This window comes from Streptomyces griseocarneus, assembly GCF_014655595.1.
Taxonomy (GTDB): Bacteria; Actinomycetota; Actinomycetes; order Streptomycetales; family Streptomycetaceae; genus Streptomyces; species Streptomyces griseocarneus.
The window spans coordinates 236,114-261,373 of the sequence record NZ_BNBL01000003.1 but is presented as its reverse complement, the minus strand read 5'-3'; the positions used below and the strand labels follow the sequence as shown (position 1 = coordinate 261,373).

Annotated in this window: 14 protein-coding genes; 5 read left to right on the top strand and 9 right to left on the bottom strand. The window is 72.8% G+C overall.

Going from position 1 to position 25,260, the window contains the following annotated elements; all coding sequences use genetic code 11:
• Nucleotides 1-39: 39 nt before the first annotated feature.
• From glgB to IE295_RS09840, 5 genes are all read right to left on the bottom strand, one after another.
• Entirely contained in the window at nucleotides 40-2,382 is a 2,343-nt protein-coding gene (gene glgB / locus IE295_RS09860) for a 1,4-alpha-glucan branching enzyme (protein WP_372478814.1), read from the bottom strand.
• 44 nt (nucleotides 2,383-2,426) lie between these two features.
• A complete protein-coding gene (locus IE295_RS09855; protein ID WP_190063172.1) occupies nucleotides 2,427-3,917 on the bottom strand; it encodes a maltokinase N-terminal cap-like domain-containing protein in 1,491 nt (496 codons plus the stop codon).
• A 355-nt stretch (nucleotides 3,918-4,272) separates the two neighbouring features.
• Nucleotides 4,273-5,985 carry a maltose alpha-D-glucosyltransferase gene (gene treS, locus IE295_RS09850; protein ID WP_190063171.1) on the bottom strand — a complete coding sequence of 571 codons (1,713 nt, stop codon included), beginning with the start codon at nucleotides 5,983-5,985 and terminating at the stop codon, nucleotides 4,273-4,275.
• On the bottom strand, nucleotides 5,982-7,976 hold the full coding sequence (locus tag IE295_RS09845; protein ID WP_190063170.1) for an alpha-1,4-glucan--maltose-1-phosphate maltosyltransferase: 1,995 nt from the start codon (nucleotides 7,974-7,976) through the stop codon (nucleotides 5,982-5,984). Before IE295_RS09845 ends, treS begins: the two co-directional genes overlap by 4 nt.
• Nucleotides 7,977-8,486: 510 nt before the next feature.
• Complete coding sequence (locus tag IE295_RS09840; protein WP_190063169.1) at nucleotides 8,487-9,392, bottom strand: helix-turn-helix domain-containing protein; 906 nt, start codon at nucleotides 9,390-9,392, stop codon at nucleotides 8,487-8,489.
• 172 nt (nucleotides 9,393-9,564) lie between these two features.
• On the opposite strand from IE295_RS09840, the gene glgP reads away from it, so the two are divergent.
• The gene (gene glgP / locus IE295_RS09835; RefSeq protein ID WP_190063168.1) at nucleotides 9,565-12,192 is read left to right on the top strand and encodes an alpha-glucan family phosphorylase; all 2,628 of its coding nucleotides are present in this window, start codon (nucleotides 9,565-9,567) and stop codon (nucleotides 12,190-12,192) included.
• A gap of 85 nt (nucleotides 12,193-12,277) precedes the next feature.
• On the opposite strand, the gene IE295_RS09830 is transcribed toward glgP, so the two are convergent.
• The 4 genes from IE295_RS09830 to glgX all read right to left on the bottom strand — a co-directional run bounded on the left by IE295_RS09830 (nucleotide 12,278) and on the right by glgX (nucleotide 20,732).
• Nucleotides 12,278-14,554 carry a M4 family metallopeptidase gene (locus IE295_RS09830; RefSeq protein ID WP_190063167.1) on the bottom strand — a complete coding sequence of 759 codons (2,277 nt, stop codon included), beginning with the start codon at nucleotides 14,552-14,554 and terminating at the stop codon, nucleotides 12,278-12,280.
• 271 nt (nucleotides 14,555-14,825) lie between these two features.
• On the bottom strand, nucleotides 14,826-16,619 hold the full coding sequence (locus tag IE295_RS09825) for an ABC transporter ATP-binding protein (RefSeq protein WP_190063166.1): 1,794 nt from the start codon (nucleotides 16,617-16,619) through the stop codon (nucleotides 14,826-14,828).
• Nucleotides 16,616-18,424: an ABC transporter ATP-binding protein gene (locus IE295_RS09820; RefSeq protein ID WP_190063165.1), complete on the bottom strand. Its 1,809-nt coding sequence runs from the start codon at nucleotides 18,422-18,424 to the stop codon at nucleotides 16,616-16,618. Before IE295_RS09820 ends, IE295_RS09825 begins: the two co-directional genes overlap by 4 nt.
• A gap of 34 nt (nucleotides 18,425-18,458) precedes the next feature.
• Complete coding sequence (gene glgX, locus IE295_RS09815; protein WP_190063164.1) at nucleotides 18,459-20,732, bottom strand: glycogen debranching protein GlgX; 2,274 nt, start codon at nucleotides 20,730-20,732, stop codon at nucleotides 18,459-18,461.
• 183 nt (nucleotides 20,733-20,915) lie between these two features.
• On the opposite strand from glgX, the gene IE295_RS09810 reads away from it, so the two are divergent.
• The 4 genes from IE295_RS09810 to IE295_RS09795 all read left to right on the top strand — a co-directional run bounded on the left by IE295_RS09810 (nucleotide 20,916) and on the right by IE295_RS09795 (nucleotide 25,221).
• Nucleotides 20,916-22,124 carry a L,D-transpeptidase gene (locus IE295_RS09810; RefSeq protein WP_224323061.1) on the top strand — a complete coding sequence of 403 codons (1,209 nt, stop codon included), beginning with the start codon at nucleotides 20,916-20,918 and terminating at the stop codon, nucleotides 22,122-22,124.
• 222 nt (nucleotides 22,125-22,346) lie between these two features.
• Nucleotides 22,347-23,585: a L,D-transpeptidase gene (locus IE295_RS09805; RefSeq protein WP_190063163.1), complete on the top strand. Its 1,239-nt coding sequence runs from the start codon at nucleotides 22,347-22,349 to the stop codon at nucleotides 23,583-23,585.
• Nucleotides 23,586-23,672: 87 nt separating this feature from the next.
• The gene (locus IE295_RS09800; RefSeq protein WP_190063162.1) at nucleotides 23,673-24,440 is read left to right on the top strand and encodes an enoyl-CoA hydratase/isomerase family protein; all 768 of its coding nucleotides are present in this window, start codon (nucleotides 23,673-23,675) and stop codon (nucleotides 24,438-24,440) included.
• A gap of 223 nt (nucleotides 24,441-24,663) precedes the next feature.
• Entirely contained in the window at nucleotides 24,664-25,221 is a 558-nt protein-coding gene (locus IE295_RS09795) for an ATP-binding protein (protein WP_372478820.1), read from the top strand.
• Nucleotides 25,222-25,260 lie beyond the last annotated feature (39 nt).

The following is a 25,260-nucleotide window of genomic DNA, read 5'->3' as shown; positions in this document are numbered from 1 at the left end:
GAGCGCCGGCCGGGCTGGAACCAGCCCGGCCGGCGTTGTTCATGTGGGCCGCAGCCACACCGTCGCCAGCGGCGGGAGCGTCAGCGTCACGCTCGCCGGGCGGCCGTGGCTGCGGACGGCCTCGCCCTTGACCGGGTCCGTGTTGGTGACGCCGCTGCCGCCGTACCGCGCGGCGTCCGTGTTGAGGACCTCCTCCCACACCGTGTCCTGGGCCGGCACGCCCAGCCGGTAGGCGCCGCGGACGACCGGGGAGAAGTTGCTGACGCACAGCAGCTGCGAGCCGTCGGCGGCGAAGCGCAGGAAGGCGAAGACGTTGTCCTCGGCGGCGTTGCCGTCGACCCAGGAGAAGCCCTCCGGGACGGTGTCGCCCTCCCACAGCGCGGGCGTGGCGCGGTAGCACGTGTTGAGGTCGCGCACCAGGTCGCGCACGCCGCGGTGGTCGGCCTCGGCGGCGTACGAGGGGTCCAGCAGCCACCAGTCGGGGCCGTGGCTCTCCGACCACTCCGCGCCCTGCGCGAACTCCTGTCCCATGAACAGCAGCTGCTTCCCGGGGTGGGCCCACATGAAGCCCAGGAAGGCGCGGTGGTCGGCCCGCTGCTGCCACCAGTCGCCCGGCATCTTCGACACCAGCGAGCGCTTGCCGTGCACGACCTCGTCGTGCGAGATCGGCAGCACGTAGTTCTCGCTGTACGCGTAGACCATCGCGAAGGTCATCTCGCCGTGGTGGTACTTGCGGTGGACCGGCTCCTTGGAGACGTACTCCAGCGAGTCGTGCATCCAGCCCATGTTCCACTTCAGGCCGAAGCCCAGCCCCCCGAAGCCCCCGGCGCCCAGGAGGTGGGTGGCGCGGGTGACCCCGTCCCAGGCGGTGGACTCCTCGGCGACGGTGACCACCCCGGGGCAGCGCCGGTAGACGGTGGCGTTCATCTCCTGCAGGAAGGCCACCGCGTCGAGGTTCTCCCGGCCCCCGTGCTCGTTCGGCGACCACTGGCCCGGCTCCCGGGAGTAGTCGAGGTAGAGCATCGAGGCGACGGCGTCCACGCGCAGGCCGTCGATGTGGAACTCCTCGCACCAGTAGACCGCGTTCGCCACCAGGAAGTTGCGGACCTCCCGGCGCCCGTAGTCGAACTCCAGCGTGCCCCAGTCGGGGTGCGCCGCCCGCACCGGGTCCTGCGGCTCGTACAGCGGCCGGCCGTCGAACTGGGCCAGCGCCCAGTCGTCGCGCGGGAAGTGCGCCGGCACCCAGTCCATCAGCACCCCGATCCCGGCCCGGTGCAGGGCGTCGACGAGGTACTTGAAGTCGTCGGGCGTGCCCAGCCGCGCCGTCGGGGCGTAGAAGCCGGTGACCTGGTACCCCCACGAGCCGCCGAAGGGGTGCTCGGCCACCGGCATCAGCTCGACGTGCGTGAAGCCGAGGTCCTTGACGTACGCGGGGAGCTGGTCGGCGAGCTGCCGGTAGGTCAGCCCGGGGCGCCAGGAGGGCAGGTGCACCTCGTAGACGGAGAAGGGCGCCTGGTGCACGGGCCGTGCGCCCCGCCGGTCCATCCACGCGCCGTCGCGCCAGAGGTGGTGCGAGGCGTGCACGATCGAGGCGTTGGCGGGCGGCGCCTCGGTGCGCCGGGCCATCGGGTCGGCCCGCATGCTGTGGGAGCCGTCGGGCCGGGTGATCTGGAACTTGTACAGCGCCCCCTCGCCGACGCCCGGCAGGAACAGCTCCCACACCCCGGTGCCGCCCAGCGAGCGCATCGGGTGGGCCGTGCCGTCCCAGTAGTTGAAGTCACCGGCCACGCGCACCCCCCGCGCGTTCGGCGCCCACACCGTGAACCGGGTCCCGGCCACGCCCTCGTGGGTCATCGGCCGGGATCCCAGCGCGTGCCACAGCTGCTCGTGCCGGCCCTCGCCGATCAGGTGCAGGTCCAGCTCGCCCAGGGCGGGCAGGAAGCGGTAGGGGTCCTCGATCTCGAGCTCGGCGTCCTCGTAGGCGACCCGCAGCCGGTATCCGGGCGGGATCTGGCCCAGCGGCAGCACCGCCGCGAACAAGCCGTCGCCCTCGTCGAGCAGCGGGACGCACAGCCCCTCGGCGATCACCGAGACCGAGCGGGCGAAGGGGCGCAGGACCCGGAACTCCACGCCGCCCGGCACGTGGTGCGCCCCCAGCACGCCGTGCGGGTCGTGATGCGCGCCGGCCAGCAGGCGGCCGCGCGCGTCGTCGTCGAGGGGCGCGGCCGGCCGTACGCCCCGGGTCCCGCCCGCCGGCCCGGCGGGCGGCGCTCCCGAGGGCCGGCCGGGCGGCACCGGACCGGGCCGCGCGGGCAGGAACGTGGCCGGAACGGCCCCGGGCTCGGGGGGCGTCGGCGTGCCGGACGGCGGTCGTGCAGTCACTGGAGGTCCTCCGGGGTCTGGATTCCGGGCGGCGGCATCGGGGATCACACGGGCGTTCCGCCCGCGGCGCGGTGGCCGTCCGCGAGCCGGCGGATCGCGGACATCGGAACGGCGAGCCAGTCGGGCCGGTGGCGGGCCTCGTAGAGGACCTCGTAGACGGCCTTGTCCGTCTCGTGGGCGCGCAGCAGCCGGGGGTCCTCCCGCGGGTCGTCGGGGTGGACGGCGGCGTAGCCCTCGCAGAAGGCGGCGCGGGCGGCGTCGGCCCAGCCGGTGCCCGGCGCGCGGCCCACCGCCGCCGCATAGTCGAAGGAGCGCAGCATGCCCGCGATGTCCCGGGCCGCCGGCTGGAGGCGGCGGCGCTCGGCCAGCGGGATCGCGGGCTCTCCCTCGAAGTCGATGAGGGACCAGCGGCCGTCGGCGGGGGTGCGCAGGGCCTGGCCCAGGTGCAGGTCGCCGTGGATGCGCTGGGCGCGCCAGGTGCGCCCCGCCCCGCCGGGGGCGGCGATGTCGTCGTAGGCGGCGCGCAGGGCGGCCCGGTAGGGGCGCAGCGCGGGGACGGCCTCGGCGGCGGCCTCCAGGCGCCGGGTCATGGCGGCGGCGAGGGTCTCGAGCAGGTGCCGGTCCAGCACGGTGGTGGGCAGCGCCTCGGCCAGGGCCAGGTGGACCTCGGCGGTGGCGTGGCCCAGCGCGCGGGCGGACGCGGTGAAGTCGGCCCGCACGGCCAGGGCGCCCAGCGCCAGCTGCCAGCCGTCGGCGGACCCCGGCAGGAAGGGCTGGAGCACCCCGAGCGTCATGGGCTCCGCGCCGGCGTGGCGTGGTTCGGCCTCGAACCAGGCGGCGGGCGCGGGCACGCGCGCACAGCCGGCGTTCGCGAGTGCGCGGGGCAGCTCGAGATCGGGATTGACGCCGGGGCCGACCCGGCGGAAGAGCTTGAGGATATACGTTTCGCCGTAGACGGCCGAGGAGTTGGACTGTTCGGCGTCGAGCAGGCGGGGGGCGAGGTCCGGCGAAATGACCACGTCCGGTTCGCGGGTGAAACGCAACGGGCCGAGCCGGCCGGGCACCCTCAGCCGCTCCAGCAGCAGGGTGGCCAGCCGGGGGTCGGTGAGCCCCTCGTACACCGCGCGGCCGCGCAGCGGGCCGTCCGCGGGGCGGCCGACGAGCGCGGGCGCCAGGTGCGGCGGGAGCACGTCCCGCACGCCCAGCAGGAGTTGGTAGCAGTCCTCGCTCATGCCCTCCTGCCGGGCGTGCACGAGCAGGTGGAGCAGGCCGGGGGCGCCGCCGGAGGGGGGCAGCAGCTCGGTGGCCGAGACGAGGGCGAAGCCGGTGATGGGGCGGCCCTTGCCGGCGAACCAGCGCTGCCGCGGCAGCCAGTCCAGCAGCAGCGGTCCCAGCGAGTCGAGCAGTCCCCGCGCGTCGGGGCGGCCCGCGTCGCCGGAGGCCCGTGCCCCCTCGGCGGAGGGCGTCGAGGAGCCCGGGTGCGGCCCCGGGCGGGTGGTGGTGGCCTCCCGGTGCGGCGGTGCAGCGTCCGACATGGCGTCGCGTCCTTTCCCCGGGGCACACGACGGATGGGGCAAAGTGTCCCGGATTGCGGCTTTGGCCGGTGCATGGTGCGGGACGTGTCGGGCGAGGATCGTCCGTACGGTCAGCGCCTGCGCCCGGCATGCGATGTCGTGCGACGCCCGTGGCCCAGGGCCACGGACCGTGCGGTACGTGCGATACGTGCGGAAGGTGCGGTCCGTGCGAGCGGTGCAAACCGGTGCGCGAGGTGCGGGCGACTCACGGCCCCCCGGCCCGGGCGCAGTAGTACGAGTGCCCAGGGCCCGGCGGGGAAAACCGCCGGAGCTTCCGTGCGCGGCCGCCGTTCGAGGGCCGCGCACGGGCGCGGGGTCAGCGCGCGGGCGCCTGGGCGTTGCCCCGGAGCCGGAACCAGTAGAAACCGTGTCCGGCCAGCGTCAGCAGGTACGGCAGCTCCCCGATGGCGGGGAAGCGCACCCCGCCGATCAGCTCGACCGGATGCCGGCGGTTGAACGCCCGCAGGTCCAGCTCGGTCGGCTGCGCGAAGCGGGAGAAGTTGTTCACGCACAGCACGAGGTCGTCGCCGTGCTCCCGCAGGAACGCCAGCACCGCCGGGTTGCTCGAGGTCAGCTCGGTGTACGAGCCCAGCCCGAACGCGGGGTTCTGCTTGCGGATCTCGATCATCCGGCGGGTCCAGTGCAGCAGCGAGGAGGGGCTGCTCATGGCCGCCTCCACGTTGGTGACCTGGTAGCCGTAGACCGGGTCCATGATGGTCGGCAGGTAGAGCCGGCCCGGGTCGCAGGAGGAGAAGCCGGCGTTGCGGTCCGGCGTCCACTGCATGGGGGTGCGCACCGCGTCGCGGTCGCCGAGCCAGATGTTGTCGCCCATGCCGATCTCGTCGCCGTAGTAGAGGATCGGCGAGCCGGGCAGGGAGAGCAGCAGCGCGGTGAACAGCTCGATCTGGTTGCGGTCGTTGTCGAGCAGCGGGGCCAGTCGGCGGCGGATGCCGATGTTGGCGCGCATCCTCGGGTCCTTGGCGTACTCCGCCCACATGTAGTCGCGCTCTTCGTCCGTGACCATCTCGAGGGTGAGCTCGTCGTGGTTGCGCAGGAAGATGCCCCACTGGCAGCGGGAGGGGATGGCCGGGGTCTTGGCCAGGATTTCCGAGACCGGGTAGCGCGACTCCCGTCGTACGGCCATGAAGATGCGCGGCATGACGGGGAAGTGGAACGCCATGTGGCATTCGTCGCCGCCCTTGGCGTAGTCGCCGAAGTAGTCGACCACGTCCTCGGGCCACTGGTTGGCCTCCGCCAGCAGCACGGTGTCCGGGTAGTGGGCGTCGATCTCGGCCCGGACGCGCTTGAGGAACTCGTGGCTGCGGGGGAGGTTCTCGCAGTTGGTGCCCTCCTCGGCGAAGAGGTACGGCACCGCGTCCAGCCGGAAGCCGTCGATGCCCAGGTCCAGCCAGAACCGCAGCGCGGCCAGGATCTCCTCCTGCACGGCCGGGTTCTCGTAGTTGAGGTCCGGCTGGTGGGAGAAGAAGCGGTGCCAGTAGTACTGCTTGCGCACCGGGTCGAAGGTCCAGTTCGACGTCTCCGTGTCCACGAAGATGATGCGCGCGCCCTGGTACTGCTTGTCGTCGTCGGCCCATACGTAGTAGTCGCCGTACGGACCGTCGGGGTCGGTGCGGGACTGCTGGAACCAGTCGTGCTGGTCGCTCGTATGGTTCATGACAAAGTCGATGATGACGCGCATGCCCCGGGTGTGCGCGGCGTCCACGAACTCCACGAAATCCGCGAGGTCACCGAACTCCGGCAGCACCGAGGTGTAGTCGGAGACGTCGTAGCCGCCGTCCCGCAGCGGGGACTGGAAGAACGGCGGCAGCCACAGGCAGTCGACGCCCAGCCACTGCAGGTAGTCCAGTTTGGCCGTCAGTCCCTTGAGGTCGCCGATGCCGTCCCCGTCGCTGTCCTGGAAGGACCGTACGAGGACCTCGTAGAAGACGGCCCGCTTGAACCAGTCGGGATCCAGGTCCTTCGCGGGAGTGTCCTCGAAGGTGTCCTGGACGGGCTCATTGACGATCATGGTGTGGGTGACCCTCCGATCTGTGAGGACGGTCGCAGCGAGAACACGTGCGCGGGCGCGATCGAACGGCCCGGCTCGAGGCGCACATAGTTGTCCCTGCCCCAGTGATAGGTCTCTCCGGTGAGCTCGTCGCGCACCGGGACGGACTCGTGCCATTCGAGGCCGAGCTCCGGCATGTCCAACGAGACCGTCGCCTCCTGGGTGTGGTGGGGGTCGAGGTTGACGACCACCAGGACGCAGGAGGAACCCGACCGCTTGGAGTAGGCGATGACGGCGTCGTTGTCGGCGTCATGGAAGCGCAGGTTGCGCAGCCGGCGCAGCGCGGGCTGACGACGCCTCAGCCGGTTGAGGACCGTGATCAGGGGGGCGAGACTGCGGCCTTCGCGCTCGGCGGACTCCCAGTCGCGCGGGCGCAGTTGGTACTTCTCCGAGTCCAGGTACTCCTCGCTCCCCTGGTGCGCGGGGACGTTCTCGCACAGCTCGTAGCCGGCGTAGACGCCCCAGGTGGGGGAGAGGGTCGCGGCGAGCACGGCCCGGGCCTCGAAGGCCGGCCGACCGCCGTCCTGGAGGTAGGCGTGCAGGATGTCGGGGGTGTTGACGAAGAGGTTCGGGCGCATGCACGCCGCCGAGTCCCGCGAGAGCTCCGTCAGGTACTCGGTGAGCTCGTGCTTGGTGTTGCGCCAGGTGAAGTAGGTGTACGACTGCTGGAAGCCGACCGCGCCGAGGGTGCGCATCATCGCGGGCCGGGTGAAGGCCTCGGCCAGGAAGACCACGTCCGGGTCCGTGCGGCCGATCTCGGCGATGACCCGCTCCCAGAAGACCACCGGCTTGGTGTGCGGATTGTCCACCCGGAAGATCCGCACCCCGCGCGCCATCCAGAACCGCAGCACGCGCAGCGTCTCGGCCAGCAGGCCGTCGAAGTCCTCGTCGAAGGCGATGGGGTAGATGTCCTGGTACTTCTTCGGCGGGTTCTCGGCGTGGGCGATCGAGCCGTCGGCGCGGTGGTTGAACCACTCCGGGTGCTTGCCCACCCACGGGTGGTCGGGGGAGCACTGCAGCGCGAAGTCCAGCGCCACCTCCATCCGCAGCTCGCGCGCCCGCGTGACGAAGTGCTCGAAGTCCGCGAACGTGCCCAGGTCGGGGTGGAGCGCGTCGTGCCCGCCCTCGGGCGAGCCGATGGCCCAGGGGCTGCCCACGTCGTAGGGCCCCGCGGTGAGCGCGTTGTTGGGGCCCTTGCGGAAGGCCGAGCCGATGGGGTGGACCGGCGGGAGGTAGACGACGTCGAAGCCCATGGCGGCCACGGCCGGCAGCCGGTTCGCGGCCGTGCGGAACGTCCCGCTGACCGGCCGCCGCCCCTCGCGCACCACCGCGCCCTCCGAGCGCGGGAAGAGCTCGTACCAGGAGCCGAACAGCGCCCGTTCGCGCTCCACCAGGACCGGCACCGGGCGGGAGGCGGTGACCAGCTCCCGCAGCGGGTGACCGGCCAGCGCCGCGACGACCTCGGGGTCCAGGGCCGCGTCCAGCCGGGCCTCGGGCGGGCGCTCGGCGTCGCGCAGGGCGTCGACGGCGGCCAGCACCGCCTCCCGGCCCCCGCTCTTGGGCACCCCGGCCGCGGCCCGTTCGTGCAGCCGGGCGCCCTCCTCCAGCACCAGGGAGACGTCGATGCCCGCCGGAATCTTGATCAGCGCGTGCGCCCGCCAGGTGGCGACCGGGTCGCCCCAGGCCTCCACCGCGTACGTCCAGCGGCCCTCGGAGTCCGGGGTGACCTCCGCGCCCCAGCGGTCGGTGCCCGGCGCCAGTTCGCGCATCGGGGTCCACGGGCCGCAGCGGCCCGCGGGTCCCCGGAGCACCACGTTCGCGCCGACCGCCTCATGGCCTTCGCGGAACACCGTGGCGGTGACCTCGAAGGTCTCGCCCACCACGGCCTTGACGGGCCTTCGACCGCAGTCGACGAGCGGTCCGAGGTCCAGGACGGGGATGCGACCGATCATGGGATCACCTGGAGATGCGACGGGAATCTGGGCTGGTGGGGGTACCTCCCAGCGGTAGCTGGGGGAAGGTTCTGTACTTTCTATCCGCTCCGTCGGGGCTCGGGAGGGTGCGGGCATGACTGCTCCTGTCCGCTTCACTCGGGTGGGCGGCTGGGCCGAAATCAAACATGCTGGCGTGCCGGAGGGAGGGGGAAAGACCGCGCCCTGAGCACGGCGGCGGATGGGCGGCTGTGCATACCGGGTGAGCTTTCCCACCGGGCCCGCCCGGGCATGCCCGGACCGTATGAACTACTCGTGCGTAGTTCCCGTGGCACCACGTGCGGAGGGCGGCCGTTCCTCCGTCACCCGTAGGGAGTCTGACCGCTGGGCCGATCGCGTGCAATGTGACGAAAGGCGGCAAACGAAACCCCATCAGGGAAGTCGGTGCCGTGCATCACCTTCGAAGGCCACGACGGCATTTGGCCTTGGACAGTGCTGCTGTAGGCGGGACGTAATTTCGCCTAGTACTTTTCAGGGAGTCTCTCTCGTGCCGATGGCGGCGTGCGCGCCGCCCGCACGCCGCGCCACCGGCGCACCCGCCGCCGACAGCAGCCGCAGCGCCGCCTCGGAGCCCGAGCCCGGCGCCGCGCTGAACGCCAGCAGGCCCTGGCCCCCGGTGCCGGGCAGCCGCATCATCTCGAACGACAACTCCAGCGGACCGACCACGGGATGGTGGAAGGCCTTCACCCCCGAGGTGCACGCCCGCACCGGATGACGCGCCCACAGCGCCGCGAACCGGGGGCTCTTCATCGTCAGCTCGCCGATCAGCTCCGCCAGCCGGCGGTCCTCCGGGTGCTCGCCGGCCGACATCCGCAGCGAGGAGACCGCCCGCCGCGCCTCCTTCTCCCAGTCCGGGTACAGCTCGGCCGCGTGCGGGTCGAGGAAGAACAGCCGCTGGGTGTTGGGGCGGTCCTCCACCCGGCCGGGCGCGTCCGCGTCCAGGTGGCCCGCCAGCAGCGCGTGCGCCAGCGGGTTCCAGGCCAGCACGTCGAAGCGGTGGTCGATGACGATCGCCGGCACCGCGTCCATCGCCGCGACCAGCTGCCGCACCCCCGGCCCCGCCGTCGCCGGCCGCTCGGCGGCGCGGCGCGCCGCCCGCCCCGGCCGCGCCAGGTTGCGCAGGTGGGTGTGCTCGTCGGGGCTCAGCCGCAGGGCCCGCGCGATGGCGTCCAGCACCTCGTCGGAGGCGTTCGCGGACTGCCCCTGCTCCAGCCGGGTGTAGTACGCCACGCTCACGCCCGCCAGCATCGCCAGCTCCTCCCGGCGCAGACCCGGCACGCGGCGCGTACGCCCGTACGACACCACGCCCACGTCCTCGGGCCGCAGCGCGGCACGGCGGGTGCGCAGGAAGTCGCCCAACTCGGCTGGTGTGTCCATGCGCACCAGTCAACAGCAGCCGCGTCTCGTGTGCCTGACCCTGCGAGGGTCAGGCACACGTGACGCGCACGACGCGCGGGGGCCCGTGCGGCACGCCGGGCCCGTCAGGCGGAAGGGGGCACTTGTCCCGCTTGAGCGGCTCCGGCCGCCCCGCGCCGCTACCGTCGTGACCGTGAAGGCCATTCGTCGATTCAGCGTGCGTCCCGTCCTTCCGGAGCCCCTACGACCGCTCAGCGAGCTGGCGCGCAATCTGCGCTGGTCCTGGCATCCCGAGACCCGCGAACTGTTCCAGTCCGTCGACCCCGAGGGGTGGCGGGCCGCCGCCGGCGACCCGCTGCGCCTGCTGGGGTCGGTCTCCGCCGACCGCCTGGCCGTCCTGGCCGAGGACCGCCGCTTCCGGCGGCGGCTCGCGGCGGCCGCCGATGATCTCCACGACTACATGACCGGCCGCCGGTGGTACCAGGAACAGCCCGAAGGACTGCCCGCCGCCGTCGCCTACTTCTCGCCCGAGTTCGGCATCACCGCGGCCCTCCCGCAGTACAGCGGGGGCCTCGGCATCCTCGCGGGCGACCACCTGAAGTCCGCCAGCGACCTCGGCGTCCCGCTCGTCGGCGTCGGACTGCTCTACCGCCACGGCTACTTCCGGCAGTCCCTCTCCCGCGAGGGCTGGCAGCAGGAGCACTACCCCCTGCTCGACCCCAACGAGCTCCCGCTGTCCATGCTCCGCGAGCCCGACGGCACCCCCAGCCGGGTCACCCTCGCCCTCCCCGGCGGCCGCCGGCTGCTCGCCTCCATCTGGAAGGCCCAGGTGGGCCGGGTGCCGCTGCTGCTCCTCGACTCCGACGTGGAGGACAACGGCCCCGGCGAGCGCGACGTCACCGACCGCCTCTACGGCGGCGGCAGCGAGCACCGGCTGCTGCAGGAGATGCTGCTGGGCATCGGCGGGGTGCGCGCGGTGCGCACGTACTGCCGGCTCAGCGGCCACCCCGAGCCGGAGGTCTTCCACACCAACGAGGGCCACGCCGGCTTCCTGGGCCTCGAACGCATCCGCGAACTCGTCGAACAGGGTGCCGATTTCCCCGCCGCGCTGGAGTGCGTGCGCGCCGGCGCGGTCTTCACCACCCACACCCCCGTCCCCGCCGGCATCGACCGCTTCGAGGCCGGCCTGGTCGCCCGGCACTTCGGCGAGGGCGGCGAGCTGGCCGGCATCGACGTCGACCGCGTCCTGGAGCTGGGCCGGGAGGACTACCCCGGCGGCCAGGCCGGGCTGTTCAACATGGCCGTCATGGGACTGCGCCTGGCCCAGCGGGCCAACGGCGTCTCCACCCTGCACGGCCAGGTCAGCCGGGAGATGTTCGCCGGGCTGTGGCCGGGCTTCGACCCCGAGGAGGTGCCGATCACCTCCGTCACCAACGGCGTCCACGCCCCCACCTGGGTCGCCCCCGAGGTCTTCCGGCTCGGCGCCCGGCGGATCGGCCTGGCCCGGGCCGAGGACGCGCTGGCCGTCGGCGGCTCCGACCGCTGGGACTCCGTGGCCGACATCTCCGACGCCGACATCTGGGAGCTGCGCCGCACCCTGCGCGAGCAGCTGGTGGACGAGGTGCGGCGGCGGCTGCGCGCCTCCTGGCGGGAGCGCGGCGCCGGCAGCGCCGAGCTGGGCTGGATCGACGGGGTGCTGGACCCCGACGTCCTCACCATCGGCTTCGCCCGGCGCGTTCCCTCCTACAAGCGCCTGACGCTGATGCTGCGCGACCGCGAGCGGCTGACCGAGCTGCTGCTGCACCCCGAGCGGCCCGTGCAGATCGTCGTCGCGGGCAAGGCCCACCCGGCGGACGACAGCGGCAAGCGGCTCGTCCAGGAGCTCGTCCGCTTCGCCGACGACGCGCGCGTGCGCCACCGCCTGGTCTTCCTGCCCGACTACGGCATGGCGATGGCCCAGCGGCTCTACCCCGGCTGCGACGTCTGGCTCAACAACCCGCTGCGGCCCCTGGAGGCGTGCGGCACCTCGGGCATGAAGGCCGCGCTCAACGGCTGTCTCAACCTGTCCGTCCTGGACGGCTGGTGGGACGAGTGGTACGAACCGGACTTCGGCTGGGCCATCCCCACCGCCGACGGGGCGGCCATGGACGACGACCGCCGCGACGACCTGGAGGCGGCGGCGCTCTACGACCTGCTGGCCCAGCGGGTGGCGCCGCGCTTCTACGACCGGGGCGCGGGCGGGCTGCCCGGGCGCTGGATCGAGATGGTCCGCGGGACGCTGGCCACCCTCGGCCCCAAGGTCCTCGCCGGGCGCATGGTGCGCGAGTACGTCGAGCGGCTGTACGTGCCCGCCGCCGAGGCCCACCGGGCGCTGGAGCCCCACGCCGCGGGCGAGCTGGCCGCCTGGAAGGCCCGGGTGCGGGCGGCGTGGCCGGCCGTGGCGGTCGACCACGTCGAGGCGGTCTCGGACGGCCCGCTCAACGGCCACGCGGAGCTGGGCTCCACGGTCTCGCTGCGGGTGAGCGTGACCCTCGGCGAGCTGGACCCCTCGGACGTGGAGGTGCAGGCCGTGGCGGGCCGGGTGGACGGGGCCGACCGGCTGACCCGGACGGTCGCCTTCCCGCTCAAGGCCACCGGGGCCCCGGGGCTGGACGGCCGGCGGCTCTACGAGGGGCCGCTGACCCTGGACCGCACCGGCCCCTTCGGCTACACCGTGCGCATCCTGCCCGCCCACCGCCTGCTGTCCGGCGGCGCGGAGCTGGGGCTGGTGGCGGTGCCGTCCGAGGCGGTCGGCGAGGCCGCCGGGCTGCTGATGCGGTGACGGCGGGGCACTGAAAGGGCGCCGTCCGGGGGAGGAGGACTCACCCCGGGCGGCGCCCGGTTCAGGGGTTACGGCAGGGAGCGGCTCAGAAGGAGAGCTTCCAGCCGTTCACGGTGCCGTCGTCGTTGGAGTACACGTCCTGCACCTGGAGCTTCCAGGTACCGGTGGCCGAGACGCCGGAGGCGTCCACGGTGTAGGTCTCCTTGACGTCCTCGGCGGAGTCCCAGGCGTCGGAGTCCTTGAGGTTCCACGTCTTGCCGTCGGGGGCGACCAGGTCGATCTTGAGGTCACCGCGGTAGGTGTGCGTGATGTTCACGTCCACCTTCAGCGCCGAGGAGCCGTTGCCGCTGCGGGTCACGACGATCGGCGAGGTGACGGCCGAGCCGGCGTCCGGGATCGCGACCGGGGTGGTGTTCTCGAAGACGCTGCCGCCGCCCGTGGCGTTCACGGTCCACTTGAAGGAGGCGGTGCCGGTCTTGCCGCCCGAGTCCTTCACCGTCACGGTCACGTTGCTGGTGCCCGTGGTGGTCGGGGTGCCGGTGATCAGGCCGGTCGAGGCGTTGATGGACAGGCCGGCGGGCAGGCCGGTGGCCGAGTAGGTCAGGGAGCCCGTGGTGGAGCTGGACGCCTTGATCTGCAGGGAGACGGCGGTGTTGACGAGCGAGGTCTGGTCGCCGGGGCTGCTGACCGAGACGCCGGTCGAGAGCCGGCTGCCGACGTTGATGCCCGCCCAGGCGTTGGCGACGTTGTTGTACGTCTCGCTGCCGACGCCGAAGAGCTCACCGGCGGCCCACAGCGTCGCGTCCCGCGCGCCCGCGTAGTTGGTGTTGGACTGCATGCGCTGGGTCAGCGCCTTGAACCAGATCTTGGCGGCGTTGTCCCGGCCGATGCCGGTGACCGGCTGCCCGTCGGAGGTCGGGGAGTCGTACTTGACCCCGTTGACCGTCTTGGCGCCGCTGCCCTCGGAGGCCAGGTAGAACCAGTGGTTGGCCGGGCCCGACGAGTAGTGCACGTCGATGCCGCCGAGGCCGGAGTACCAGCTGTCCTTGGACTGGCCGTCCTTGCTGGGCTTGTCCATGTAGCGCAGCGGGCTGCCGTTGCCCCGGATGTCGATCTTCTCGCCGACCAGGTAGTCGCCGGGGTCGCTGGGGTTGTTCGCCCAGAACTCGACGGCCGCGGCGAAGATGTCGGAGGTGGCCTCGTTCAGGCCGCCCGACTCGCCGCTGTAGGTGAGGTTGGCGGTGGCCGAGGTGACGCCGTGGGTCATCTCGTGCGCGGCCACGTCGATGGACGTCAGCGGCTTGGCGTTGTTCTGGCCGTCGCCGTAGGTCATGCAGAAGCAGCTGTCGGACCAGAAGGCGTTGACGTAGCTGTTGCCGTAGTGGACCCGGCTGTACGCGCCCTTGCCGTCGCCCTTGATGCCGGCGCGGCCGTGCACGTTCTTGTAGTAGTCCCAGGTCAGCTGGGCGCCGTAGTGCGCGTCGACGCCGGCCGTGGCCGGGTCCTTGGTGGTGCCGTCGCCCCAGACGTCGTCGGAGTCGGTGAAGAGGGTGCCGGTGCCCGAGGAGCCGCGGTTGAGGTTGTAGGTCTTGTGACCGCCGCGCGTCCCGTCGGTCATCGTGTACGACGGGGTCGTGCCGATGGTGACCTGGCCGCTGTACTGGCTGTTGCCGGTGCCCTGCTTGACGCCCTGGAACTCGAAGAGCTTCTTGCCGGTCTTCGCGTCGGTGATGACGTGCAGCTCGTTCGGCGTGCCGTCGTGCTGCAGGCCGCCGACGACGGTCTCGTACGCCAGCACGGGCGTGCCGTTCGCGGCCCAGACGACCTTGCGCGGCGCCCGGTCGGCCTTGTCGGCCTTCGAGCCCTGGGCGCGGGCGGACTTCACGGCGTCCTTCTCGGCCGTGGCGGCGGCGAACGACGGCGAGGTCGTCGACAGGGCCATCCGCGCCTTGGTGGCCTTGGCCACGGTCTTGACCTGGCCGCCCTTGGTGGCGTCGACCACGAGGTCGCCGCCGAGCACGGGCAGGCCGTCGTAGGTGCGCTCGTAGCGGGTGTGGACCGTGCCGTTGACGTCGCGGGAGACGTCACGGACGACGAGCTGCTCCTTGGCGCCGAGGCCCAGGGTCTTGGCGGTGTCCGCCTTGGTGGCGTTGGCCTCGCGTATGAGCTCCGCGCGCTGCGAGGGGGTGAGCTTGGCGGGCAGGGCACCCGGGTCGGCCTTGGCGACGGCCTGGCGGCCGGAGGCCCTGCCGTCGTCCGGGCGGGCGCCGGCGGTGCCGGCCTGGGTGCCCACGGCGAGCATGGCGGTGACGGCGACGAGCGCGCCGGTGGCTACGGCACGCTTTGGGGGGGTGGGTCTCACACTGACTCCTTCTGCGGTGGCCACGACATGGGTGGGGTGGCCGGTGGGCGACCGGGCGGCGAGATGCCGGCCGGGCAGAGCACGGCAGAACAAATGGAGAAAGGGGGGAAAGGTAAAAATCGGGCTGTCGCGGGAAGGTGGGGAATGTGGGGGTGCTCCGCGCCAGTCGAGGTGAAGAGTGCCACCGCGGCACAGCGGGTGTCAGGAGCGCGTCAACAAGTTGGCCGGAATCTGTCCGTTGGCCAAAGATCGATGTCCGTATAACGGGCGCTCAGACGAGGCTGTCCCGCCAGGCCCGGTGCAGGTCAGCGAAGTGGCCGTCCGCCGCGACGAGTTCCGCCGGAGGGCCGTCCTCCACTATGCGGCCGTCGGCCATCACCAGCACCCGGTCCGCGATCTCCACGGTGGACAGCCGGTGCGCGATGACAACGGCCGTGCGGCCGCGCAGCACCGTGCGCATCGCGTGCTGCACCGCCCGCTCGCCCGGGATGTCCAGTGAGGACGTCGCCTCGTCCAGGATCAGCACCGCCGGGTCGGCCAGCAGGGCGCGGGCGAAGGAGATCAGCTGGCGCTGGCCCGCCGAGACCCGACCGCCGCGCTTGCGGACGTCGGTGTCGTAGCCCTCCGGCAGGGCCGCGATGAAGTCATGGGCCCCGATGGCTTCGGCCGCGGCCTCGATCTGCGCGCGGCTCGCGTCCGGGCGGCCGACGGCGATGTTCTCGGCGACCGTGCCCGAGAACAGGAAGGCCTCCTGCGTCACCATCACCACCTCGCGCCGCAGCCGCGCCCCGGCGAGGTCGCGCAGCGGCACGCCGTCCAGCAGCACCCGGCCCTCGACGGGGTCGTAGAAGCGGGCCAGGAGCTTGGCGAGGGTGGACTTGCCCGCGCCCGTCGCGCCGACGACCGCCACCGTCCGCCCGGCCCCCAGCGTCAGGTCGAAGCGCGGCAGCACCTCGCCGCCCGTGCGGTAGCCGAAGCGCACGCCCTCGAAGACCACCTCGCGGCCGGGCCCGTCGGCCCCCCGATCGGGCAGCGGGAGGGGCACGGCGGGCTCCGGGACCGAGGGGCGCTGCGCCAGCAGGGCGGCGATCTTCTCCAGGGACGCGGCCGCCGACTGGTAGGAGTTGAGGAACATCCCCAGCCGGTCGATGGGGTCGTACAGCCGGCGCAGGTAGAGCACCGAGGCGGCGAGGACGCCGAGCGCCAGGCCGCCCTCCGCCACCCGGTACGCGGCCCACACCACGATCGCGGCCACCGCGGTGTTGGCCGTCAGCCGCGAGCAGACCACGTAGCGGGCCATCGCCAGCGAGGTGGCGGTGTTGGTCCGCCGGTGCTCGAGGTTGAGCCGCTCGAAGTGCGCGTCGTTGACGGCCTCGCGGCGGAACGCCTGGACGGGCCGGATGCCGTTCATGGTCTCCGTGAACTTCACGATGACCGCGGCGATGGCCGTCGAGCGCGCGCGGTGCACCACGATCGACCGCCGGCGGTAGCCGCGCACCAGCAGGGACAGCGGCACGAAGGAGACCAGGGCGGCCCCGCCGATGCCCGGGTCCAGGTACAGCAGGGTGGCGGTGACGTAGAGCACCGACAGGGCGACGCCGATCAGCTCCTGCAGGCCGTCGTTCAGCAGCTCGCGGATCGACTCGACGTCGGTGGTCGCGCGCGAGACGAGCCGGCCGGAGGTGTAGCGCTCGTGGAAGTCGACGCTGAGCGCCTGGCCGTGGCGGAAGATCCGGCCGCGCAGGTCCAGCAGCGCGTCCTGGCCGATGCGCGCCGTGAGCCGGACCACGGCGTACCGCATCAGCCCGGCGGCCAGGGCGCACAGCAGATAGCAGGCGCCGGCCGCGGCCGCCGGACCGTAGTCGTGCTGCCGGGCGGCCGGCACGCCACGGTCGATGGCGTAGGCGACGAGCAGCGGGCCGGCCTGCACGGCGGCCTGCTGGAGCAGCAGCAGGACCACCGTGAGGCGCACCCGGCCGCGGGCCGGGGCGAGCAGCGAGCGCAGCAGGGCGGCCGAGGCGCCCTGGGCGGCGGACAGGACGTCGTGGTCGGCGGGCTCGGTCATGGGCGGCGCTCCGGTCCTGACATGAGCGAGGCGTACTCCCCGTTGCCGTGCAGGAGTTCGTGGTGGGTGCCCACCGCGGTGATCCGGCCGCCGGAGAGCAGTGCGACGCGGTCGGCGAGCAGGACGGTGGAGGGCCGGTGGGCCACGACCAGGGCGGTGGTGGTCGCCAGCACCTCCCGCAGGGCCGACTCGACCAGGGCCTCGGTGTGCACGTCGAGGGCCGAGAGCGGGTCGTCGAGGATCAGGTAGCGCGGGCCGCCGACGACCGCGCGGGCCAGCGCGAGCCGTTGCCGCTGCCCGCCGGACAGGCTCAGGCCCAGCTCGCCGACCTGGGTGCGGTGGCCGTCGGGGAGGGAGTGCACGAAGCCGGCCTGGGCGACGGCCAGGGCCCGCCGCAGCTCCGCCTCGCCGGCGCCGGCCGCGCCCATCAGGACGTTCTCCCCGGCGCTGGCGGAGAAGAGGGTGGGCTCCTCGAAGGCGACGGACACCAGCTCGCGCAGGCGCGCGCGGGGCAGGGCGGTGATCTCCTGGCCGTCCAGGGTGATCCGCCCTGCCGTGGCCTCGTGCAGCCGGGGGATGAGGGCGGTCAGCGTGGTCTTGCCGCAGCCCGTGGTGCCGACGAGGGCCATGGTCTCGCCGGGCCGGATGTGCAGGTCGACGCCGCGCAGGACGGGCGGGGCCGCCGCCGGGGCGTCGGGATAGCGGAACTCCACGCCCGCCAGGCGCAGTCCGCGGTCCCGGACGGTGGCCCGCCCGGTGCGGCTCCCGTCGGCGGGGGCGGGCTCCGGCGCGGCGTCGGGCGGGGCCTGGGGGGCGTCCATCACCTCGAAGAAGCGGTCCGTGGCGGCCGCCGCGTCATTGGTCACGGCGAGCAGGAAGCCGATCGACTCGACGGGCCAGCGCAGCGCCAGGGCCGTCGACAGGAACGCCACCAGCGTCCCCGCGGTGAGCCCGCCGTCGGCGACCTGGACCACCCCGAGCACCAGCGCCGCCCCGATCGCGAGCTCCGGCAGGGCCGTGACCAGCCCCCAGAGCCTGCCCAGCAGGCTCGCCTTGCGCAGCTCGGACTCCCGCAGCAGGGCGGACTGGCGGGCGAAGGCCTGCTCCTGGGCGCGGTGCCGGCCGAAGCCCTTGATGACGCGGATGCCCAGGACGCTCTCCTCGACGATCGTCGTCAGGTCCCCGACCCGGTCCTGAGAGGTGCGTGCGGCGCGGGAGTAGCGCTCCTCGAAGAGCGAGCACAGCACGATCAGCGGCACGACGGGCGCCAGCAGCACCAGCCCCAGCGTCCACTCCTGCAGCAGCAGGACGGCGAACCCCATCACGATCGTCACCCCGTTGACCAGCAGGAAGGTCAGCGGGAACGCCAGGAAGACGCGGACGAGCATCAGGTCGGCCGTGGCCCGCGAGAGCAGCTGGCCCGACGGCCAGCGGTCGTGGAAGGAGACGGGCAGCCGCTGCAGACGGCGGTAGAACGCCGAGCGCATCTCGGCCTCCACGCCCGCCAGCGGCCCGGCCAGGACGACCCGGCGCACCCCGGCCAGCCCGGCCTCCGCCACGCCGAGCAGCGCCACCACCAGCCCGCCCAGCCACACCCCCGGCGGATCGCGGTCGGCCACCGGCCCGTCCACGATCCACTTCAGGGCCAGCGGGATCACCAGGCCGAAACACGACGCCAGCACGGCGGCGAGCGCGGCCACGAGCAGGGTGCCGCGCACCGGTCGCACATACGGCCACAGGCGCGCCAGCGAACGCACGGTCGAACGACGTCCGCCGGGCTTGGGGGCTTCGCGGTTTGCCGTCATCAGGGCCGAGACTACGGTCGGCCGGCGACGGCGCTCACTCGGTTTTCGGACCTCGCTCCGCCGGCGGCGGCTCCGGCCCCTCCGCGTCGGGCACCACCCGCCACAGCAGCACCGAACGCGGCCGCACCGATATCCGGCTCCCCGCCTCCCTGCGCAGGCCGGGGGCCGTGCGCTGGTCCTCCAGGGCGGTGTTGACCAGGAGTTCGTACGCCGCCGCCCACGGCGGTCCCGGCAGGGTGAAGCGCAAGGGGCGCGGCCCGGCGTGCAGGACCGCGAGGAAGCTGTCGTCGGTCACCTGTGCGCCCTGTCGGTCGCGCTGCGGGATGTCCCGGCCCGACAGGTACATCCCGAGGGTCGCGGCGGGCGCGTACCAGTCGGCCTCGGTCATCTCCGTGCCGCCCGGCGTGAACCAGGCCAGGTCGCGCAGCCCGTCCGCGCTCTGCGGCCGCCCGGAGAAGAACGACCGGCTGCGCAGCACGGGGTGGGCGCGGCGCAGGTCGAGCAGGCGGGCGCACAGCTCGCGCAGCGCCCGCCAGCCGGGGTCGGCGGTCAGCGACCAGTCGACCCAGCCCATCTCGTTGTCCTGGCAGTAGGCGTTGTTGTTGCCGCCCTGCGTGCGGCCCATCTCGTCGCCGGCCACCAGCATCGGCACGCCCGTGGACAGCAGGAGCGTCGTCAGCAGGTTGCGGATCTGCCGCCGGCGCAGGGCCAGCACCCGGGGGTCGGCGCTCTCGCCCTCGGCGCCGCAGTTCCAGGAGCGGTTGTCGCCCGTCCCGTCGCGGTTGCCCTCGCCGTTGGCCTCGTTGTGCTTGCGTTCGTAGCTGACCAGGTCGCGCAGGGTGAAGCCGTCGTGCGCGGTGACGAAGTTGACGGAGGCGTACGGGCGCCGGCCGCCCCAGGCGTAGAGGTCGCTCGAGCCGGACAGCCGGTAGCCCAGGTCCCGCACGTCCGGCAGGGCGCCCCGCCAGAAGTCGCGCACGGCGTCGCGGTAGCGGTCGTTCCACTCGGTCCACAGGGGCGGGAAGGCCCCCACCTGATAGCCGCCGGCCCCCACGTCCCAGGGCTCGGCTATCAGCTTGACCCGGCGCAGCACGGGATCCTGGGCGATGACGGCGAGAAAGGGCGAGAGCATGTCCACGTCGTGCATCGAGCGGGCCAGCGCCGCCGCCAGGTCGAAGCGGAAGCCGTCGACGCCCATCTCCGTCACCCAGTAGCGCAGCGAGTCGGTGATCAGGCGCAGGACGTTGGGCCGCACCACGTGGAGGGTGTTGCCGCAGCCGGTGTAGTCGGCGTACCGGCGCGGGTCGCCCTGCAGGCGGTAGTAGCGGCGGTTGTCGATGCCGCGCAGCGACAGCGTCGGGCCCAGCTCGCCGCTCTCGGCGGTGTGGTTGTAGACCACGTCGAGGATGACCTCGATGCCGGCCGCGTGCAGGGCCCGCACCATCCGCTTGAACTCGCCCACCTGCTCGCCGCGCGTCCCCGAGGCGGCGTAGGCGGCGTGCGGGGCGAAGTAGCCGATGGAGTTGTAGCCCCAGTAGTTGCGCAGGCCGCGCCGCAGCAGGTGGTCCTCGTGGGCGAACTGATGCACCGGCAGCAGTTCGACCGCGGTCACGCCCAGCCCGGTCAGGTGCTCGATCGCCGCCGGGTGCGCGAGCCCGGCGTAGGTGCCGCGCAGACGCTCGGGGACGCCCGGGTGGCGCATGGTGAAGCCGCGGACGTGCAGCTCGTAGATGACCGAGTCGGGCCAGGGCGTCTTGGGGCGGCGGTCGTCCGACCAGTCGTCGTCATCGGCGACGACCACGCCCTTGGGGACGTACGGGGCCGAGTCCCGCTCGTCGCGGACGGTGTCGGCGATGTGCTGCTGCGGCCAGTCGCGCACGTGTCCGTACAGCTCGGCGGGCAGCGCGCCGCCGCCGGCCGTGGTGAATTCGCCGTCGACCGCGCGGGCGTAGGGGTCCAGGAGCAGCTTGGCCGGGTTCCAGCGGGCGCCCGTCCAGGGGTCCCAGCGGCCGTGGACGCGGTAGCCGTAGCGCCGGCCGGGCAGCACGCCGGGGACGAAGCCGTGCCAGACCTCGTGCGTCAACTCCGTCAGCGCGTGACGGGTTTCGACGGACCCGTCCGCGTCGTCGAACAGGCACAGCTCCACGGCCTCCGCGCCGCCGGCCCACAGCGCGAAGTTCGTCCCCGCCACGCCGCCCGTGGCGTCGGTGGCCTCCTTGAAGCGGGCCCCGAGCGGTTCCGGGCCGCCCGGCCACACGTCGGTGAACCCGGCGTACCGGCGGGGCTCTTGCTCGGCTGCGCTCGACACGTGTTCGCCTCCGGCGGCTCTCGGGTAGCGCGCCGGGCACCCGGCTTCCCGGGACCGGGTGTCTGGCGATTTCGTCCTTCTCCCCGTTCTTCCCAGATCCACGCATGCGCTCACACGTGTGATCGGGCGCAGCAAGCGAGTGCAGCCTCGTTTCCCGCGGCCACGCGCGTCGTTGGGCCGGGTGTGACAGTTGCCCTCTCGCGCGCGGCACGGGGACTCGCCCTGCTGGCGGTCCTGGTCGTGCTCGCCGGGTGCACCGTCGTCGCGCCGAAGACCCGGCTGGTGGACATGGACGACGCCCGGCCGGCCAGCGAGCTGATCCGGATCACCCCGCGCGACCGCGCCGGCAACGTCCCGGCCACCGGGCGCTTCGAGGTGCGCTCGCCGGAGGGGACGCTGGAGCGGGTCACGGTCGCCGAGTTCCGCGACGGCGCCCGGCGGTCGGTGCCGGGGCGGATCTCCGGCGACCGGCACAGCTGGCGGCCCGCGCCCGGCGGCCTCGGGCTCGCCGCCCGCTACACGGTGGACGTCGTCGCCCGGGACTCCTCCGGCCACCGCGCCGTCCGGCACAGCATGTTCACCACGTATGTCCCGCAGCATCGTTTCATCGGCTACTTCACCCCCGAGCCCTACGCCACGGTCGGCACCGGCATGATCGTTTCCTTTGCCTTCAGCCGGCCCATCACCGACCGGGCCGCCGTCGAGCGCGCCATCCGCGTCACCTCCCGGCCGCCGACCGAGATCGCCGCCCACTGGTTCGGCTCCTCGCGCCTGGACTTCCGGCCCCGCGCGTACTGGAAGCCGGGTACCGACGTCACCCTCGACCTGCGACTGCGCGACGTGCGCGGTGCGCAGGGCGTGTACGGCAGCCAGTGGAAGACCGTCGGGTTCCACATCGGCCGCAGCCAGGTCAGCACCGTCGACGCCGCCGCCCACACCATGACGGTCGTCCGCGACGGCAGGCCGTCGGCGACCGTGCCGGTCACGGCGGGCGGGCCGGGCAGCGACACGTACAACGGCAAGATGGTGATCACCGAGAAGGCCCCGGTGACCCGGATGAACGGGGACACGGTGGGCTTCGGCGGCGAGTACGACATCTCGGACGTACCACACGCCATGCGGCTCACCGCGTCGGGGACCTTCCTGCACGGCAACTACTGGGCCGACCCCGCCGCCTTCGGCACGCTGAACGTCAGTCACGGCTGCATCGGGCTGCCGGACGTCCAGGGCGGCGACCCGTCGACCCCCGCGGGCCGGTTCTACGACTCCTCGCTGATCGGCGACGTCGTGGAGGTCGTCCGGTCCCGGGAACGCGTGGTCGCCCCCGACAACGGCCTCGGTGGCTGGAACATGTCGTGGGCCCAGTGGCGTGCGGGTTCGGCGCTCGGCTGAGCCCTGGTTTGACCTGGCCGGAATCTGCCGCTTCACTTCGGTCACCGCCCTCACCACAGGCGCACGGTTCGTATCACCGACCCCATTTGGGACCGAACGGTGACATTCACCAGATCGGCGTTGTCGGTGACGTGTGGTTATCTATCGACAACGCGCGGGGTGCCGCGCTCGGGGGCGCCGCGTGGCCGCGGGCCGTGCGAGGGGAGAAGAACCGTTTTGAAGGTGCAGCCGATATCGGGGAGCCGGGGCCGCCGCGTGGGGCTGTCCGCCCTGCTGCTCGGAACGGTGCTGACGCTGGTCAGCGCCTGTGACGGCGGCGGCAGCGGCGACGGCGGGAAGAACGGCGAGAAGGTCGCCAAGGGCCCGTCGGAGGCTGTCGTGAACATCGCGCCGACGGACGGCGCCAAGGACGTGGCCACCAGCGGCGCGCTCAAGGTGACCGCGGACAAGGGCAGCCTGACGTCCGTCAGGGTGGCCGACGCCAAGGGCAGGACGATCGACGGCAAGATAACCAACGGTGGCGCGGCCTGGGAGCCGTCCAGCCACCTCGCGGCCTCCACGAAGTACACCGTGGACGCGATCGCCAAGGACAAGGGGAACCGGCCGTCCGCGAAGCACGCGGCGTTCACCACCCTCACCCCGCAGAACACGTTCGTCGGCTACTTCACGCCGGAGGACGGCAGCACCGTCGGCGTGGGCATGCCCGTGTCGGTCAATTTCAGCCGGGGCATCACCGACACCAAGGCCGTCGAACGAGCCATCAAGGTGACCGCCGAGCCGTCGGTTCCGGTCAAGGCGCACTGGTTCGGCAACGACCGCATCGACTTCCGCCCCGAGAAGTACTGGGCCGCCGGCACCAAGGTGACGGTCGACCTGAACCTCGACGGCGTCCAGGGCCGTGAGGGCGTGTACGGCTCGCAGACGAAGACCGTGAAGTTCACGGTCGGCCGCAGCCAGGTCAGCACGGTCGACGCCAAGGCCCACACGATGGTGGTCGAGCGGGACGGCAAGGTCATCAGGACCATCCCGATATCCGCCGGCGCCCCCGCCAACCCCACGTACAACGGCCAGATGGTCATCAGTGAGAAGCACGAGGTGACGCGCATGAACGGCGCCACCGTCGGCTTCACCAAGGGCGACGGCAAGGGCGAGTACGACATCCCGGACGTGCCGCACGCGATGCGCCTGTCCACCTCCGGCACCTTCCTGCACGGCAACTACTGGTCGGGCTCGTCCACCTTCGGCGCGGAGAACGCCAGCCACGGCTGCGTGGGCCTGGAGGACCAGCGCGGCGGCGGCGACCCCAACACGCCGGCGGCCTGGTTCTACAACAACTCCCTGGTCGGCGACGTCGTCATCGTGAAGAACTCCGATGACAAAACGATCCAGCCGGAGAACGGCCTCAACGGCTGGAACCTGCCGTGGTCGGAGTGGGGCAAGAGCAACCCCCAGGCCGGCTGACGGCCCCTCGTCCACGACCGGCGGCCCGGTGCACTTGTGACCAAGTGCACCGGGCCGCCCGGCGTTAACCGGCACTAACCTGGTGTCATGACTGTGCATCTTGAGGTCGCCGAGGGCGTCGGTACCGTCCGGCTGGACCGACCGCCGATGAACGCGCTCGACATCGCCACCCAGGACCGGCTCCGTGAGCTCGCCGACGAGCTCACCCGCCGCGACGACGTCCGCGCGGTGGTCATCTGGGGCGGGGAGAAGGTGTTCGCGGCCGGCGCGGACATCAAGGAGATGCAGCACATGGACCACGCGGCCATGGTCGCGCGGTCGCGCGGGCTGCAGGACTCCTTCACCGCCGTCGCCCGCATCCCCAAGCCCGTGGTCGCGGCCGTCACCGGCTACGCCCTCGGCGGCGGCTGCGAGCTCGCGCTGTGCGCCGACTTCCGCATCGCCGCCGACAACGCCAAGCTCGGCCAGCCCGAGATCCTGCTGGGCCTCATCCCGGGCGCCGGCGGCACCCAGCGGCTGTCCCGGCTCGTGGGCCCGTCCAAGGCCAAGGACCTCATCTTCACCGGCCGTCAGGTCAAGGCCGACGAGGCCCTCGCCCTGGGCCTGGTGGACCGCGTGGTCCCGGCGGCGGACGTCTACGCCGAGGCGCACGCCTGGGCCGCCCGGCTGGCCGCCGGCCCCGCCATCGCGCTGCGCGCGGCCAAGGAGGCCGTGGACGCGGGCCTGGAGACCGACATCGACACCGGACTCGCCATCGAGCGCAACTGGTTCGCGGGGCTGTTCGCCACCGAGGACCGGGAGATCGGTATGCGCAGCTTCGTGGAGGACGGTCCGGGCAAGGCCAAGTTCGTCTGAGACGCCGCAGGTTGGGGTGAAATGCCCGGAGGCGTGGATTCCGGAGCATGCCTCTTGTGGGGGAATTCCGGCAGGGGCGACCCGTCCCGGATGCGGCCTTCCTCCGCCCACCCGTTGATCTTTTCCACCCCTGGGGTCGCTGCAGGTCAGTCGGGTTTTCCCGATTGGCCTGCGGCCTCTGGCATATGACGGACAGCGGCCGTGGAACCGCGAGCTCCGCTCCATCGAATCCCGGCGTTCCCCTCCCAGCCGCCGTGCGGACGGCCATGATGGGGGCATGGCGGGCCTGGAGGGAACGGAGCAGCCACGGCAGCGGGTCGGAACGGCCCCCGCGCGGTGGACCCCGACGGTTGAGGACGAACTGGCGCTCAAGGCGCTGGAGCTGTTCGGCGACCCTACGCTCGGCGAGGTGCGACTGCCCTCGCGCCCCGAGTCCGCCGTGGCCGCTCGGCGACTGACCCAGTCGGTCGTCCTGCGCCACTGGGGCCTGTCGGAACGGATCACCGAGCACGCGGTCCTGCTGGTCTCCGAGCTCGTGGGCAACGCCGTGCGCCACACCGGCGCCCGCCACTTCGGGCTGCGGATGCTGCGCCGGCGCGGCTGGCTGCGCATCGAGGTGCGCGACCCCTCGCGGGGGCTGCCCTGCCTGCTGCCGGTGCGCGAGATGGACGTCAGCGGGCGGGGGCTGTTCCTGGTGGACAAGCTCTCCGACCGCTGGGGGGTGGACCTGCTGGCGCGCGGCAAGACCACCTGGTTCGAGATGCGCGTGGCCGACCGCTGACGCGAGCCGGCCCGGAGAACGATCCGGCCCCGGAGCCGA

Coding starts and splice junctions, on each gene's coding strand:
- treS (WP_190063171.1), bottom strand. CDS start 5,985: ATGATCGTCAATGAGCCCGTCCAGGACACCTTCGAGGACACTCCCGCG.
- IE295_RS09800 (WP_190063162.1), top strand. CDS start 23,673: ATGACTGTGCATCTTGAGGTCGCCGAGGGCGTCGGTACCGTCCGGCTG.
- IE295_RS09840 (WP_190063169.1), bottom strand. CDS start 9,392: ATGGACACACCAGCCGAGTTGGGCGACTTCCTGCGCACCCGCCGTGCC.
- IE295_RS09845 (WP_190063170.1), bottom strand. CDS start 7,976: ATGATCGGTCGCATCCCCGTCCTGGACCTCGGACCGCTCGTCGACTGC.
- IE295_RS09825 (WP_190063166.1), bottom strand. CDS start 16,619: ATGACCGAGCCCGCCGACCACGACGTCCTGTCCGCCGCCCAGGGCGCC.
- IE295_RS09820 (WP_190063165.1), bottom strand. CDS start 18,424: ATGACGGCAAACCGCGAAGCCCCCAAGCCCGGCGGACGTCGTTCGACC.
- IE295_RS09855 (WP_190063172.1), bottom strand. CDS start 3,917: ATGTCGGACGCTGCACCGCCGCACCGGGAGGCCACCACCACCCGCCCG.